Origin of the sequence: Pseudomonas qingdaonensis (genome assembly GCF_018398475.1) — a bacterium.
Taxonomy (GTDB): domain Bacteria; phylum Pseudomonadota; class Gammaproteobacteria; order Pseudomonadales; family Pseudomonadaceae; genus Aquipseudomonas; species Aquipseudomonas palmensis.
In genome coordinates this window covers 1248974-1262987 of sequence record NZ_CP074676.1, presented here as the reverse complement: position 1 = coordinate 1262987, position 14014 = coordinate 1248974, and the positions used below count along the sequence as shown (strand labels likewise).

Below are 14014 nucleotides of genomic sequence, written 5' to 3'. Positions count from 1 at the left end.
AGCGAGCGCACCGCCCTCGCAGAACCGTGGAGTACCTCGCATGCCCCCAGCCGTACAGTTCACCCAAGTGTCCCGCCTGTTCGGCGAGGTCAAGGCCGTCGACCGGGTCTGCATCGACATCGAAGACGGCGAGTTCTTCTCCATGCTCGGCCCTTCGGGCTCGGGCAAGACCACCTGCCTGCGCCTGATCGCCGGGTTCGAACAACCCAGCCACGGCTCGATTCGCATCCACGGCGTGGAAGCCGCCGGCCTGCCGCCCTACCAGCGCGACGTCAACACGGTCTTCCAGGACTACGCGCTGTTCCCGCACATGAACGTGCGCGACAACGTGGCCTACGGGCTCAAGGTCAAGGGCGTGGCCAAGGCCCAGCGCCATGCCCGTGCCGAAGAGGCCCTGGGCATGGTGGCCCTGGCCGGCTACGGCGAGCGCAAGCCGGTGCAGTTGTCCGGCGGGCAGCGCCAGCGCGTGGCCCTGGCCCGCGCGCTGGTCAATCGTCCCCGGGTACTGCTGCTGGACGAGCCCCTCGGCGCGCTGGACCTCAAGCTGCGCGAGCAGATGCAGGGCGAGCTGAAGAAGCTCCAGCGCCAGCTGGGCATCACCTTCATTTTCGTCACCCACGACCAGACCGAGGCGCTGTCGATGTCCGACCGCGTGGCGGTGTTCAACCGCGGGCGCATCGAACAGGTCGACACGCCGCGCAACCTCTACATGCAACCGGCCACCCCCTTCGTTGCCGAGTTCGTCGGCACGTCCAACGTGCTGCGCGGCGAGCTGGCCCAACACCTGGTGGCCAGCCCGCAGCCGTTCTCGATCCGCCCGGAACACATTCGCCTGAGCGCGTCGGCCATCCCGGGCGACGTCCTCCAGCTCAGCGGCGTGCTGCACGATATCCAGTACCAGGGCAGCACCACCCGCTACGAACTGCAGCTGGACAACGGCCAGTTGCTGGCGGTGAGCCAGGCCAACAGCCAGTGGCATGCCGACGCCGCCCCCTGGCAGCCCGGCCAGCGCCTGCACGCCCACTGGCCGCGCGAGGCCATGACCGCGCTGCGCGAAACCGTGCTCGACGAGGGCCGCTGAGATGATGCGGCGCCTGGCCACCCTGCTCTACCGTCGCCCCAACCTGTACCTGGCGATGCTGTTGATACCGCCGCTGATCTGGTTCGGCGCGATCTACCTGGGCTCGCTGCTGGCGCTGCTGTGGCAAGGTTTCTACACCTTCGACGACTTCACCATGGCGGTGACGCCCGAGCTGACCCTGGCCAACTTTGCCGCGCTGCTGCAGCCATCCAACTTCGACATCATCCTGCGTACCCTGGGCATGGCGGTGGCGGTGTCGATCGCCAGCGCGGTGCTGGCGTTTCCCATCGCCTACTACATGGCCCGCTACACCCGCGGCAGCACCAAGGCGTTCTTCTACATCGCGGTGATGATGCCGATGTGGGCCAGCTACATCGTCAAGGCCTATGCCTGGACCCTGCTGCTGGCCAAGGGCGGGGTGGCCCAGTGGTTCGTCCAGCAGCTGAACCTGGAGCCACTGCTGCAATGGCTGCTCGGCATTCCCGGGGTGGGCGGCAGCACCCTGTCGACCTCGCACCTGGGGCGCTTTATGGTGTTCGTGTACATCTGGCTGCCGTTCATGATCCTGCCGATCCAGGCCGCGCTGGAGCGCCTGCCGCCCTCGCTGCTGCACGCCTCGGCCGACCTTGGCGCACGCCCGCGCCAGACGTTCGTGCAGGTGACCCTGCCGCTGGCGGTGCCGGGCATCGCCGCCGGCTCCATCTTCACCTTCTCGCTGACCCTGGGCGATTTCATCGTGCCGCAGCTGGTGGGCCCGCCCGGCTACTTCATCGGCAGCATGGTGTACGCCCAGCAAGGCGCCATCGGCAACATGCCGATGGCCGCCGCCTTCACCCTGGTGCCGATCATGCTGATCGCCGTGTACCTGACCCTCGTCAAACGCCTGGGAGCCTTCGATGCACTCTGACAACGCCTCGCCGGGGCTGCGCCTGGCCGCCTGGGGCGGGCTGCTGTTCCTGCACTTTCCGATCCTGATCATCGTGCTGTACGCCTTCAATACCGAAGACGCGGCCTTCAGCTTTCCGCCCCGGGGCCTGACCCTCAAGTGGTTCGGCGTGGCGTTTTCGCGCCCCGACGTGCTCGAGTCGATCAAGCTGTCGCTGCAGGTGGCGTGCCTGGCCACGCTGATCGCCCTGGTGCTTGGCACCCTGGCCGCCGCGGCCCTGTACCGGCGCAGCTTCTTCGGCAAGGAGAGCCTGTCGCTGATGCTGATCCTGCCCATCGCCCTGCCCGGCATCATCACCGGCATCGCCCTGCTGTCGGCGTTCAAGACCCTGGGCATCGAGCCCGGGATCTTCACCATCGTGGTGGGCCACGCCACCTTCTGCGTGGTGATCGTCTACAACAACGTCATCGCGCGTCTGCGGCGCACCTCGCAGAACCAGATCGAGGCGTCGATGGACCTGGGCGCCGACGGCTGGCAGACCTTTCGCTACATCGTGCTGCCCAATCTGGGGTCGGCGCTGCTGGCGGGCGGCATGCTGGCGTTCGCGCTGTCGTTCGACGAAATCATCGTGACCACCTTCACCGCCGGCCACGAACGCACCCTGCCGATCTGGCTGCTCAACCAGCTCAGCCGCCCGCGCGACGTGCCGGTGACCAACGTGGTGGCCATGCTGGTGATGCTGGTGACCATGCTGCCGATTCTGGGCGCCTACTACCTGACCCGTGGCGCCGAGAACGTGACCGGCAGCGACGGCAAATGACCTGAACCAAGAGGATCGAACACCATGCAAACCCGACTGCTGATCAACGGCCAGCTCGTCGCCGGCGAAGGGCCGGCCCACAGCGTGCTCAACCCCGCGCTGGGCAGCGTGCTGGTGGACATCAACGAGGCCAGCGAAGCGCAGGTGGATGCGGCGGTGCGCGCCGCCGACCATGCCTTCGACGGCTGGTCGCAGACCGCACCGAAAGACCGCGCCGCACTGCTGCTCAAGCTGGCCGACCTGATAGACGCCCATGCCGGGGAGCTGGCCAGGCTGGAATCGGACAACTGCGGCAAGCCCTACCCGGCCGCGCTGAACGACGAACTGCCGGCAATCGCCGACGTGTTCCGCTTCTTTGCCGGGGCCAGCCGCTGTCTGGGCGGCTCGGCGGCGGGCGAGTACCTGGCGGGGCACACTTCGATGGTGCGCCGCGACCCGCTGGGTGTGGTGGCGTCCATCGCGCCGTGGAACTACCCGCTGATGATGCTGGCATGGAAGATCGCCCCGGCCCTGGCCGCCGGCAACACCGTGGTGCTCAAGCCTTCGGAACAGACCCCGCTGACCGCCCTGCGCCTGGGCGAACTGGCGGCCGAGCTGTTTCCGGCCGGGGTGCTCAACATCCTGTTCGGCAAGGGCCAGAGCGTAGGTATGCCCCTGGTCACCCACCCCAAGGTGCGCATGGTGTCGTTGACCGGCTCGATCGCCACCGGCAGCCAGATCATCACCGGCACTGCCGACAGCGTGAAACGCCTGCACATGGAACTGGGCGGCAAGGCCCCGGTGATCATCTTCGACGATGCCGACATCGACGCTGCGGTGGAAGGCATTCGCACCTTCGGCTTCTACAATGCCGGGCAGGACTGCACCGCAGCCTGCCGGATCTATGCCCAGGCCGGCATCTACGACACCTTCGTGAACAAGCTCGGCGAGGCGGTGGCCAGCCTCCGGCACGGGTTGCAGGACGACCCGGACACCGAACTCGGGCCGCTGATCAGTGCCGCACACCGCGACCGGGTGGCAGCGCTGGTGGAGCGCGCCGTGGCCCAGCCGCATATTCGCCTGGTCACCGGCGGCAAGGCGGTGGCGGGCGGCGGGTTCTTCTTCGAGCCGACGGTGCTGGCCGACGCCCAGCAGGATGACGAGATCGTGCGCCGCGAGGTATTCGGGCCGGTGGTGTCGGTGACCCGCTTCGAAGACGAAGCGCAGGCGCTGGCCTGGGCCAACGATTCGGACTACGGCCTGGCCTCGTCACTGTGGACCGCCGATGTCGGCCGCGCCCACCGGGTGTCCGCCCGGTTGCAGTACGGCTGCACCTGGGTCAACACGCACTTCATGCTGGTCAGCGAAATGCCCCACGGCGGGCAGAAGCTGTCGGGCTACGGCAAGGACATGTCGATGTATGGGCTGGAGGACTACACCTGCGTGCGGCATGTGATGTTCAGGCATTGAGGCCAACGGCGCAGGCAGGCGGTACCTGCGCAGGAGGGCCGCTCGGCGGCCCTTTGGCATAGCCTTCAGTCGCGCAGGTCGGACTCGTGGATCGGCTGGTCGCGGTGGGTCGCACGCTGGTACTGCGCCGGCCATATGGCCTTCTGCCCGCCCAGGTCGTCGTCGGCATGCAGCGGCCAGTACGGGTCGCGCAGCAGCTCGCGGGCCAGCAGGATGATGTCGGCCTGGCCGGTGCGCAGAATGTGCTCGGCCTGGGCCGGCTCGGTGATCATGCCCACCGTGCCGGTGGCGATCCCCGATTCCTTGCGCACCCGCTCGGCAAAGCGTGTCTGATAGCCAGGCCCGGTGGGAATCTCGGCATTCATCGAGGTGCCGCCCGACGACACGTCGATCAGGTCGGCGCCCAGGGCCTTGAGGCGCTTGGCCAGCTCGACGGTTTCATCCGGGTTCCAGCCATCCTCCACCCAGTCGGTGGCCGATACCCGCACGAACAGCGGCAACTCCGACGGCCACACCTCGCGCACCGCCTCGGTCACCTGCAAGGTCAGGCGAATGCGGTTCTCGAACGAGCTGCCGTACTGGTCGCGACGCTGGTTGCTCAATGGCGAGAGAAACTGGTGCAGCAGGTAGCCATGGGCGGCATGCACTTCCACGACCTTGAAGCCGGCCACCAGTGCACGCCGGGCGGCTTCGACAAAGGCCTGGATCACCTCGTGGATCTGCCCTTCGCTCAATTCGGTGGGCGCCGTGTGCTGCGGGTCGAAAGCGATTTTCGACGGCCCCACCGGCACCCAGCCACCGTCCTCGGGCTTGACGCTGCCGTGCTTGCCCAGCCACGGCCGATGCGTGCTGGCCTTGCGCCCGGCGTGCGCCAGCTGGATGCCGGGCACCACGCCCTGGGCTGTGATGAAGCGGGTGATGCGTTGCAGGGGGGCGATCTGTTCGTCGCACCACAGGCCCAGGTCCTGGGCGGTGATGCGGCCCTCGGCCGTGACGGCGGTGGCTTCGGTGAAGATCAACCCGGCACCGCCGACCGCGCGGCTGCCCAGGTGGACCAGGTGCCAGTCGTTGGCCAGGCCGTCGACGCTCGAATACTGGCACATCGGCGAGACCGCAATGCGGTTGGGCAGCGTCAGTTGACGCAGGGTATAGGGCTCAAGCAGCAGGCTCATGGGGCACCTCTCCAGTCTCCGAATGGTGGACCGGACCGAGCGCCTTGGCTTCCCCGCGGCTCAGTGCCGGTCTCTGAGAGACTAGACCAGTTTGCCCACCCAGGGGTTCAGCGCGGCTCGATGTGGGCGATCATCAACTGCACCGTCTCGTTGCCGCGAAACTCGTTGACGTCCAGCTTGTAGGCCAGCGCCACCCAGCGCACGGTGGGGTTGGGCCATACCTCGCGGTCGATGCCAAAGGCGATGCCGTCGAGGGTCACCGAACCGCATTCGCTCTTGAGCACCACCTTCAGGTGACGCTCGCCCACCACCCGCTGCTGCACCAGCTGGAACACGCCATGAAACAACGGCTCGGGAAAATGCTGCCCCCACGGCCCGGCGTTGCGCAGGGCGCGGGCCAGCTCCAGGTGGAACTCCTCGACCGCCAGGCTGCCGTCGGACAGCAGCCGGCCGGTGAGGTCGTCCTCCTGCAACTGGCGGCGGACTTCTTCATCGAACGCCTGGGCGAACGCCGGGAAGTTCTCGGCCGGCAGCGACAGCCCCGCCGCCATGGCGTGCCCGCCGAACTTGCTGATCAGCTCCGGGTTGGCCGCCGCCACGGCGTCCAGCGCATCGCGAATGTGAAAGCCCGGCACCGAGCGCGCAGAGCCCTTGAGCATGCCTTCGCCGGCATCGGCAAAGGCGATGGTCGGGCGGTGATAACGTTCTTTCAGACGCGAGGCCAGAATGCCGATCACGCCCTGGTGCCAGTCAGCCTCGTACAGGCACAGGCCGAACGGCATCGACTCCAGCGGCAGGTCCTTGAGCTGGGCCAGCGCCTCGCGCTGCATGCCCTGCTCGATGGACTTGCGGTCCTGGTTCAGTTCGTCCAGCTGCACCGCCATCTCGCGGGCCAGGGTCGGGTCGTCGCTGAGCAGGCATTCGATGCCCAGGCTCATGTCGTCCAGGCGCCCGGCAGCATTGAGCCGCGGGCCCAGGATGAAGCCCAGGTCGGTGGAGGTGATGCGCGCCGCTTCGCGCCGGGCCACCTCGAGAATCGCCTTGAGCCCCGGGCGCGCACGACCGGCACGGATGCGCTCCAGGCCCTGGTGCACGAGGATGCGGTTGTTGGCGTCCAGCGGTACCACGTCGGCCACGCTGCCCAGCGCCACCAGGTCGAGCAGCTCGCCGATGTTCGGCTGCGGGCGGTCGTCGTAGCGGCCCAGGCTGCGCAGGCGCGCACGCAGCGCCATCAATACGTAGAAGATCACCCCGACCCCGGCCAGTGCCTTGCTCGGAAACTCGCAGCCCGGCTGGTTGGGGTTGACGATGGCATCGGCCGCCGGCAGCGCATGGCCCGGCAAGTGGTGGTCGGTGACCAGCACCTTCAGGCCGGCCGCCTTGGCCGCCGCCACGCCTTCGACGCTGGAGATGCCGTTGTCCACGGTGATCAGCAGCTGCGGCGTGCGCTGCAGTGCCACCTCGACGATTTCCGGGGTCAGCCCGTAACCGTATTCGAAACGGTTGGGCACCAGGTAGTCGACGTGCGCGGCGCCCAGCAGGCGCAGGCCCAGCACGCCCACGGTGCTGGCCGTGGCACCGTCGGCGTCGAAGTCGCCGACGATCAGGATGCGCTGGCGCTGGTCCAGTGCCTCCACCAGCAGGTCTACCGCCGCGTCGATACCCTTGAGCTGCTGATAGGGCAGCAGGCGTGCCAGGCTCTTGTCCAGCTCGACGGCGCTCTGTACGCCACGGGCGGCGTACAGGCGGGTCAGCAGGGGCGGCAGGTCGCCAAGAAGCGGCAGGGTGGACGGCAGTGAACGCGGTTCGATACGCATGGAGTGATCAAGGCTTCTCTGGTTTGAAAAAGGTCGGCGGGCGGATCAGCCGCGCTCGCCCAGCAGCCATTGCAGCTGGACTTCGTGCTGGCCGCGGTCGTCGGTGACGAACACCGTGCCTTCGCTGATCATCACATCCCACTTGATGGCGCGTGGCATGTCCTTGGCCAGGACCTCCAGCACCTCTTGCGGCACGGCGGCGATGTTGAGGTTCTTCAGGTTCTTGACCGCCGGGATCACCTTGGTTTCCCACACCCGCAGGCTGCCGTAGGCCAGCAGGCTGGTGCGCTCGGTGCGGCGCGAGCACCAGGTCAGGCGGTCGGCATCGGGCTGGCCGACTTCGATCCAGTGCAGCACCCGGTCATCCAGGCTTTTTTCCCACAGCGCCGGCTCGTCGACGTCCGACAGGCCGCGACCGAACGACAGCTGCTCGTTGTACCAGAGGGCATAGGCCAGCAGGCGCACGGCCATGCGCTCTTCGGTTTCCGAAGGGTGGCGGGCGATGGTCTGCTTGACGCTTTCGTACACGCCGCGGTCGAGATCGGTGAGGTTCAGTTCAAACTTGTAGGTGGTGGACGGCTGGGCCATGGACGGGCTTCTGGTAACAGGAAAAGTCGCCCAGTCTAACCGATGCGCTGGCAATCAACGAACCGAACCGTACAATCTGCGGCCAACAGCAGTATCTGCCGCTGCCGCCCTGTGATAAAAACTAGCGCTCTGCCCTGCTGCCACGGAAGCCCCATGTCGTTGCCCACCAAACCGCTTGCCGGCCTCAAAGTCATCGAACTCGGCACCCTGATCGCCGGCCCCTTCGCCTCGCGCATCTGCGCCGAATTCGGCGCCCAGGTGGTCAAGGTCGAATCGCCCGATGGCGGCGACCCGCTGCGCAAATGGCGCAAGCTGTACGAGGGCACCTCGCTGTGGTGGTTCGTGCAGGCGCGCAACAAGCAGTCGCTCACGCTCAACCTCAAGCACCCCGAAGGCCTGGCCATTCTCAAGCAGCTGCTGGGCGAGGCCGACATCCTGATCGAGAACTTCCGCCCCGGCGTGCTGGAAAAGCTCGGCCTGGGCTGGGAGGTACTGCACGCGCTGAACCCGAAGCTGGTGATGGTACGCCTGTCCGGCTTCGGCCAGACCGGGCCGATGAAGGACCAGCCCGGCTTCGGCGCGGTCGGCGAGTCGATGGGCGGGCTGCGCTACATCACAGGTTTCGAGGACCGCCCGCCGGTACGCACCGGCATTTCCATCGGCGACTCGATTGCCGCGCTGTGGGGCGTGATCGGCGCACTGATGGCGCTGCGTCATCGCGAGGTCAACGGGGGCCAGGGCCAGGTGGTCGACGTGGCCCTGTACGAGGCCATCTTCGCGATGATGGAGAGCATGGTGCCGGAGTTCGACGTATTCGGCTTCATCCGCGAGCGCACCGGCAACATCATGCCGGGCATCACCCCCTCCTCCATCCATACCAGCGCCGATGGCAAGCATGTGCAGATCGGCGCCAATGGCGATGCGATCTTCAAGCGCTTCATGCAGGCCATCGGGCGCGACGACCTGGCCGCCGACCCGGCGCTGGCCAGCAATGACGGGCGCGACCTGCGCCGCGACGAGCTGTATGCAGTGATCGACCGCTGGGCCCGCAGCGTGCCGCTGGACACCCTGATGCAGGTGCTCAACCAGGCCCAGGTGCCGGCCAGCCGCATCTACTCGGCCGAAGACATGTTCAGCGACCCGCAGTTTCTCGCCCGCGAGATGTTCCTCCAGGCCAGGCTGCCCGACGGCAAGCCGTTCAAGATGCCGGGCATCGTGCCCAAGCTGTCGGACACCCCAGGCTCCAGCGAGTGGGTGGGGCCGGCGCTGGGCGAGCACACCGCGCAGTTGCTGGGCGAGCTGGGCTATGACGCGGCGCAGATCGCCCATCTTCGCGAACAGGGCGCGGTCTGAGTCGCGCCATGTGCTGCAACCTGCACGGCGCACTGCTGGCTGTGCTGCTGAGCCTGCTGCCTGCCTCGAGCTGGGCCAAGGAAACCCTCACCTGGCTGTTGCGCGACCTGCCGCCGCTGACCGTGTTCGAGGGCCCCAAAACCGGCCAGGGCGCCATGGACCAGCTGCTGCCGCTGCTCATTGCGCAGATGCCCGAGTACCAGCACAGCATCGTGCGGGTCAACCGCGCGCGCGGCATGCAGATGCTCCAGGAGCCCTCCTTCACCTGCGACCCCACGCTGCTGCGAACCCCGGAGCGCGAGCGCTTCGTGAAGTTCTCGATACCGGCGCTGGCTGCGCAGAGCAACATGGTGATTGCCCGCCAGAGTGACCAGGCAAGCCATGCGCCGTACCTGCACGATGGCGAAATCGACCTGGACGCCCTGCTGGCAAGCAACACGCACAAGCTCGGTGTCGTCGGCCAGCGCAGCTACAGCCCCGCCGTGGACGCGATACTGGCCAACGCCCCGCCCGCCACCATCAGCCGCCATTACGGCAACGATGCGGTGGGCAGCCTGCTGCAGATGCAGCAGCTGGGGCGCCTGAACCTGCTGCTGGCCTACTGGCCGGAAGTGCGCTACATGAACGAAAAGCAGCCGCAGCCCCAGGCCCTGACGTACTTCCCGATCAAGGGCGTGGCGCGCTACCAGCTGACCTACGTGGGTTGCTCCGACACCCCGCTGGGCCGCGAGGCCATCAGCCACCTCGACCAGTTGCTGCGCAACCTGCGCCTGCAGACCCTGGCACCGCTGTATGCACAATGGCTAGAGCCCGACCAGCGCAAGACCTACCTCGATGCGGCGCGCGAGCTGCTGAGCCAGCACTGACCCCGGCACGCGCTTTTACGCAGGCAAAAAGAAACCCCGAGCGGTGGGGAGGCCGTCGGGGTTAAACGAGGGCTGCTTGGAGCCTCGCACGAACAGCCTGGCGGCATCGGAGCAAAATGCCGTTCAACTGTCCTTAAGCTGTCTGAGTACCTGTCTGGACAAAGGTTCCCGTCACGCCGCAACGATTTGCGCGCGGCCCTGGCGGGCATGTTTGAGGGCTGCGATCACGCAGGGTTGCAGGCGTCCTTCGTGGATGCGCAGGTCACGTTGGATACCGTCCACCAGGTCGATGAGCAGGCGCTGGTCATGCAGCTGGCTGGCCTTGACACTGCGCTGCAGCACGGTGTCGCCGGCAGGGTCGACCAGCTGCAGGTCGAAGTCGGCACTGGCATGCCGGGAGGTCAGCGTGACCTGATAGGGCGTCAATGCTTCACTTAGCAACAAGCTGATATTGTCCATCCATTCACCGTTCACGTTGTTGTTGAAGGGGGTCTTTCACTGACCCTCGGCACAGGCTGAAAGTTCTGCCGCGGCGCGCTGCACGTTCATCGAGCATGCCCGGTGCACATGACAGATTCATGCCACGGGCCCGGCCTCCGGGTGTTGCAGCAGCAACGGGTGCAACTGGCTGGGGCTGGCTGGCGCGGGGGTGCTGCCCAGCACCCGCAGGCCCGACAGCTCGATCAGTTCGACAACCCCCTGGAGCACGCTGCGTCTGGCGCCACTGAGGACAATCAGGGCACTGGCGAGGCCGTGCAGCGCCAGGTGCTCGATGAAGCCCATGCCATCGTGCTCGGGCGACAGCGGGTCGCAGATGACGATATCCACCGGCCCCCGTCGTTCGAGCACACCGTGCGCCTGGAGGGTCGTTTCAGCCACGCGCACGTCGTAGATGCCCAGGCCATTGAGCATCTGGTGCAGGTTCATCAGCCGATAGGCATGGGGCTCCAGAAGCAGAACCTTGAGTGAGCGCATGGGCGACTCCGGATTGGACGGGCGCCCACTCTAGGAAAGCCCGCGCGGGCGTCCCATAGGAAAAATCCGAAACCAGGGGGCGGCAACGTCCTCGTGTCGCCACGGTATCGACGCGTCGCGTCGGTTCGCCAGCAAGCCAGGTTCCTGCCGTGGCATGGCGGGCCGCGCAACAAAAAGCCCCGGGGCTTGCGCACCGGGGCCTGGTTCAACGCTGCATACCGCTGCCGTCAGAGCGGCTTGCCACGGTTGCCGTGCTGGCTGACGAAGGCCTGCACCGCTTTCAGGTCGTTGGGCAGTACCGTGCATTTCTCCTCGCGGGAGAACAGGTCGGTCAGGTGCGCCGGCAGCTCCAGGGCCTTGCCCACGCCCGCCTTCTCCACCGCCTCGGGGAACTTGACCGGGTGCGCGGTACCCAGCACCACCATCGGCGTGTCCAGGCTGCGACGGCACTCGCGGCCGGCCTTGACGCCAATCGCGGTGTGCGGGTCGAGCACTTCGCCGGTTTGCGCGAACACGTCGGCGATGGTCTCGCAGGTTTGCGCATCATCCACCGCCAGCGAATCGAACAGCTTGCGCGCCTCGGTCCAGCGGTCTTGCTCGACGCTGAAGCCGCCACCCTGCTTGAAGGTGTCCATCAGGCCGGCAATCTCGGCGCCATTGCGACCGTGCAGGTCGAACAGCAGGCGCTCGAAGTTCGACGACACCATGATGTCCATCGACGGCGACAGGGTGGCGTGCAGGGTTTCCTTGACGTACTGGTTGCCGCTCATGAAGCGGTGCAGGATGTCGTTGCGGTTGGTTGCCACGATCAGCTGGCTGATCGGCAGGCCCATGTTGCGCGCCAGGTAACCGGCGAAGATGTCGCCGAAGTTGCCGGTAGGCACCGAGAACGCCACCGAACGCGCCGGGCCACCCAACTGCAGGGCGGCGTGGAAGTAGTACACGATCTGGGCCATGATCCGCGCCCAGTTGATCGAGTTCACGGCCACCAGGCGGGTGCCCTTGAGGAAGCCCTGGTCGGCGAAGCTGGCCTTGACCATCTCCTGGCAGTCGTCGAAGTTGCCTTCGATGGCGATGTTGTGGATGTTCTCGCCGAAGATGGTGGTCATCTGGCGGCGCTGAACTTCCGACACACGCTGGTGCGGGTGCAGAATGAAGATGTCGACGTTGTCGCAACGCCGGCAGCCTTCGATGGCAGCCGAACCGGTGTCACCGCTGGTGGCACCGATGATCACCACGCGCTCGCCGCGCTTGGCCAGCACGTGATCGAGCAGGCGGCCGAGCAGTTGCAGGGCGAAGTCCTTGAACGCCAGGGTCGGGCCGTGGAACAGCTCCAGCACCCACTCGTTGCTGTTCAGCTGACGCAGCGGGGCAACCGCGGCGTGAGCGAACTCGCCGTAGGTTTCTTCGAGGATCTTCTTGAAGTCGGCATCGGCAATGGAGCCGGTGACGAACGGGCGCATCACCCGGAAGGCCAGCTCGTGGTACGGCAGGCCGGCCCACGAGGCGATTTCTTCCTGGGTGAAGCGCGGCAGGTTTTCCGGCACGTACAGGCCGCCATCGCTGGCCAGGCCGGCCAGCAGGACATCTTCAAAATTCAGGGCCGGTGCCTTGCCGCGGGTACTGATGTAACGCATGACCTATTCCTCTAACTCAAAGACGGCTCAGTTCAGTTGTTCGACGCGGATGCGCACAACGCTGCCAACCACATCCTGCAGGGCTTCCAGGGCGGTGATCGCGTCGTCCATGCGCTGCTCGAGCACGCTGTGGGTGAGCAGGATCATCGGCACCAGGCCATCGTGCTCCTCGACTTCCTTCTGCATGATCGACTCGATATTGATGCCGCGCTCGGACAGGATGCTCGCCACCTGGGCCAGCACGCCCGGACGATCCTTGGCCTGGATGCGCAGGTAGTAGGCGCTCTCGCAGGCTTCGATCGGCAGGATCGGGTGAGCCGACAGCGAGTCGGGCTGGAAGGCCAGGTGCGGCACGCGGTTTTCCGGGTCGCTGGTCATGGCACGGACCACGTCGACCAGGTCGGCGATCACCGACGAGGCGGTCGGTTCCATGCCGGCGCCGGCGCCGTAGAACAGGGTGGAGCCTGCGGCGTCACCGTTGACCATCACCGCGTTCATCACGCCGTTGACATTGGCGATCAGGCGGTCGGCCGGAATCAGCGTCGGGTGCACGCGCAGTTCGATGCCATTGGCCGTGCTGCGGGCCACGCCCAGGTGCTTGATGCGGTAGCCCAGCGCTTCGGCGTAGTTCACGTCGGCCGTGGTCAGCTGGGTGATACCTTCGGTGTAGGCCTTGTCGAACTGCAGCGGGATACCGAAAGCGATGGACGCCAGGATGGTGAGCTTGTGCGCGGCGTCGATGCCCTCGACGTCGAACGTCGGGTCGGCCTCGGCATAGCCCAGCGCCTGGGCTTCGGCCAGCACGTCGGGGAAGGTGCGGCCCTTCTCGCGCATTTCGGTGAGGATGAAGTTGCCGGTGCCGTTGATGATACCGGCCACCCAGTTGATGCGGTTGGCCGACAAGCCTTCGCGGATCGCCTTGATCACCGGGATGCCGCCGGCCACGGCCGCTTCGAAGGCGACGATGACGCCCTTCTCGCGCGCCCTGGCGAAGATTTCGTTGCCGTGCACGGCAATCAACGCCTTGTTGGCGGTGACCACGTGCTTGCCGTTCTCGATGGCCTTGAGCACCAGCTCGCGGGCAATGGTGTAGCCGCCAATCAGTTCAATGACGATATCGATCTCGGGGTTGCTCGCGACCTCGAACACATCAGCGGTAATGGGGGTACCGGTAATCTGGCAGTTCGGGTTTGGCGTACGCATGGCGATTTGTGCCACTTCGATTCCACGCCCGGCGCGGCGGGCAATCTCCTCGGCGTTACGCTGAAGTACATTGAAGGTACCGCCACCGACGGTCCCCAACCCACAGATGCCTACTTTGACCGGTTTCACTGTGAACTCCCCATTGAACGACCGGCCATGCGCCGGTC

At 66.4% G+C, this 14014-nt stretch carries 13 protein-coding genes; 6 read left to right on the top strand and 7 right to left on the bottom strand.

Annotated elements, in window-relative coordinates; translation table 11 throughout:
• Window positions 1-40 precede the first annotated feature (40 nt).
• From KH389_RS05680 to KH389_RS05665, 4 genes are read left to right on the top strand one after another with little or no spacing between them, the layout of a single operon-like run.
• Window positions 41-1081: an ABC transporter ATP-binding protein gene (locus KH389_RS05680; protein ID WP_043863202.1), complete on the top strand. Its 1041-nt coding sequence runs from the start codon at window positions 41-43 to the stop codon at window positions 1079-1081.
• A gap of 1 nt (window position 1082) precedes the next feature.
• The gene (locus tag KH389_RS05675; protein ID WP_054915022.1) at window positions 1083-1988 is read left to right on the top strand and encodes an ABC transporter permease; all 906 of its coding nucleotides are present in this window, start codon (window positions 1083-1085) and stop codon (window positions 1986-1988) included.
• Complete coding sequence (locus tag KH389_RS05670; RefSeq protein WP_043863200.1) at window positions 1978-2787, top strand: ABC transporter permease; 810 nt, start codon at window positions 1978-1980, stop codon at window positions 2785-2787. The genes KH389_RS05675 and KH389_RS05670 overlap by 11 nt, the downstream gene beginning before the upstream one ends.
• A gap of 24 nt (window positions 2788-2811) precedes the next feature.
• On the top strand, window positions 2812-4236 hold the full coding sequence (locus KH389_RS05665; RefSeq protein ID WP_213607009.1) for a gamma-aminobutyraldehyde dehydrogenase: 1425 nt from the start codon (window positions 2812-2814) through the stop codon (window positions 4234-4236).
• 65 nt (window positions 4237-4301) lie between these two features.
• Here the strand turns inward: KH389_RS05665 and KH389_RS05660 are convergent, their stop codons facing one another.
• The 3 genes from KH389_RS05660 to KH389_RS05650 form a co-directional block, all read right to left on the bottom strand.
• Entirely contained in the window at window positions 4302-5408 is a 1107-nt protein-coding gene (locus KH389_RS05660) for an NADH:flavin oxidoreductase/NADH oxidase (RefSeq protein ID WP_043863198.1), read from the bottom strand.
• A 107-nt stretch (window positions 5409-5515) separates the two neighbouring features.
• Window positions 5516-7225 carry a single-stranded-DNA-specific exonuclease RecJ gene (gene recJ / locus KH389_RS05655; protein WP_213607008.1) on the bottom strand — a complete coding sequence of 570 codons (1710 nt, stop codon included), beginning with the start codon at window positions 7223-7225 and terminating at the stop codon, window positions 5516-5518.
• A gap of 45 nt (window positions 7226-7270) precedes the next feature.
• On the bottom strand, window positions 7271-7813 hold the full coding sequence (locus KH389_RS05650; protein WP_054915026.1) for a YaeQ family protein: 543 nt from the start codon (window positions 7811-7813) through the stop codon (window positions 7271-7273).
• Window positions 7814-7966: 153 nt separating this feature from the next.
• On the opposite strand from KH389_RS05650, the gene KH389_RS05645 reads away from it, so the two are divergent.
• On the top strand, window positions 7967-9166 hold the full coding sequence (locus tag KH389_RS05645) for a CaiB/BaiF CoA transferase family protein (RefSeq protein ID WP_043863195.1): 1200 nt from the start codon (window positions 7967-7969) through the stop codon (window positions 9164-9166).
• An 8-nt stretch (window positions 9167-9174) separates the two neighbouring features.
• On the top strand, window positions 9175-10032 hold the full coding sequence (locus tag KH389_RS05640; RefSeq protein WP_213607007.1) for a TIGR02285 family protein: 858 nt from the start codon (window positions 9175-9177) through the stop codon (window positions 10030-10032).
• Window positions 10033-10203: 171 nt separating this feature from the next.
• Here the strand turns inward: KH389_RS05640 and KH389_RS05635 are convergent, their stop codons facing one another.
• The 4 genes from KH389_RS05635 to KH389_RS05620 form a co-directional block, all read right to left on the bottom strand.
• Window positions 10204-10491, bottom strand: coding sequence for a DUF3509 domain-containing protein (locus KH389_RS05635; protein WP_054915027.1), 288 nt, complete (start codon window positions 10489-10491; stop codon window positions 10204-10206).
• Between the two features lie 117 nt (window positions 10492-10608).
• Window positions 10609-11007 (bottom strand): response regulator, encoded by a 399-nt coding sequence (locus KH389_RS05630; protein ID WP_052504291.1) that lies wholly within the window; start codon window positions 11005-11007, stop codon window positions 10609-10611.
• 227 nt (window positions 11008-11234) lie between these two features.
• Entirely contained in the window at window positions 11235-12644 is a 1410-nt protein-coding gene (gene thrC / locus KH389_RS05625) for a threonine synthase (protein ID WP_054915029.1), read from the bottom strand.
• A gap of 27 nt (window positions 12645-12671) precedes the next feature.
• The gene (locus KH389_RS05620) at window positions 12672-13976 is read right to left on the bottom strand and encodes a homoserine dehydrogenase (protein ID WP_043863191.1); all 1305 of its coding nucleotides are present in this window, start codon (window positions 13974-13976) and stop codon (window positions 12672-12674) included.
• Window positions 13977-14014: the final 38 nt, after the last annotated feature.

Excerpts from the sequence above, each read along its gene's own strand:
- KH389_RS05680 (WP_043863202.1), top strand. The coding sequence starts at position 41 with ATGCCCCCAGCCGTACAGTTCACCCAAGTGTCCCGCCTGTTCGGCGAG.
- KH389_RS05675 (WP_054915022.1), top strand. The coding sequence starts at position 1,083 with ATGATGCGGCGCCTGGCCACCCTGCTCTACCGTCGCCCCAACCTGTAC.
- KH389_RS05670 (WP_043863200.1), top strand. The coding sequence starts at position 1,978 with ATGCACTCTGACAACGCCTCGCCGGGGCTGCGCCTGGCCGCCTGGGGC.
- KH389_RS05665 (WP_213607009.1), top strand. The coding sequence starts at position 2,812 with ATGCAAACCCGACTGCTGATCAACGGCCAGCTCGTCGCCGGCGAAGGG.
- KH389_RS05660 (WP_043863198.1), bottom strand. The coding sequence starts at position 5,408 with ATGAGCCTGCTGCTTGAGCCCTATACCCTGCGTCAACTGACGCTGCCC.
- recJ (WP_213607008.1), bottom strand. The coding sequence starts at position 7,225 with ATGCGTATCGAACCGCGTTCACTGCCGTCCACCCTGCCGCTTCTTGGC.
- KH389_RS05650 (WP_054915026.1), bottom strand. The coding sequence starts at position 7,813 with ATGGCCCAGCCGTCCACCACCTACAAGTTTGAACTGAACCTCACCGAT.
- KH389_RS05645 (WP_043863195.1), top strand. The coding sequence starts at position 7,967 with ATGTCGTTGCCCACCAAACCGCTTGCCGGCCTCAAAGTCATCGAACTC.
- KH389_RS05640 (WP_213607007.1), top strand. The coding sequence starts at position 9,175 with ATGTGCTGCAACCTGCACGGCGCACTGCTGGCTGTGCTGCTGAGCCTG.
- KH389_RS05635 (WP_054915027.1), bottom strand. The coding sequence starts at position 10,491 with ATGGACAATATCAGCTTGTTGCTAAGTGAAGCATTGACGCCCTATCAG.
- KH389_RS05630 (WP_052504291.1), bottom strand. The coding sequence starts at position 11,007 with ATGCGCTCACTCAAGGTTCTGCTTCTGGAGCCCCATGCCTATCGGCTG.
- thrC (WP_054915029.1), bottom strand. The coding sequence starts at position 12,644 with ATGCGTTACATCAGTACCCGCGGCAAGGCACCGGCCCTGAATTTTGAA.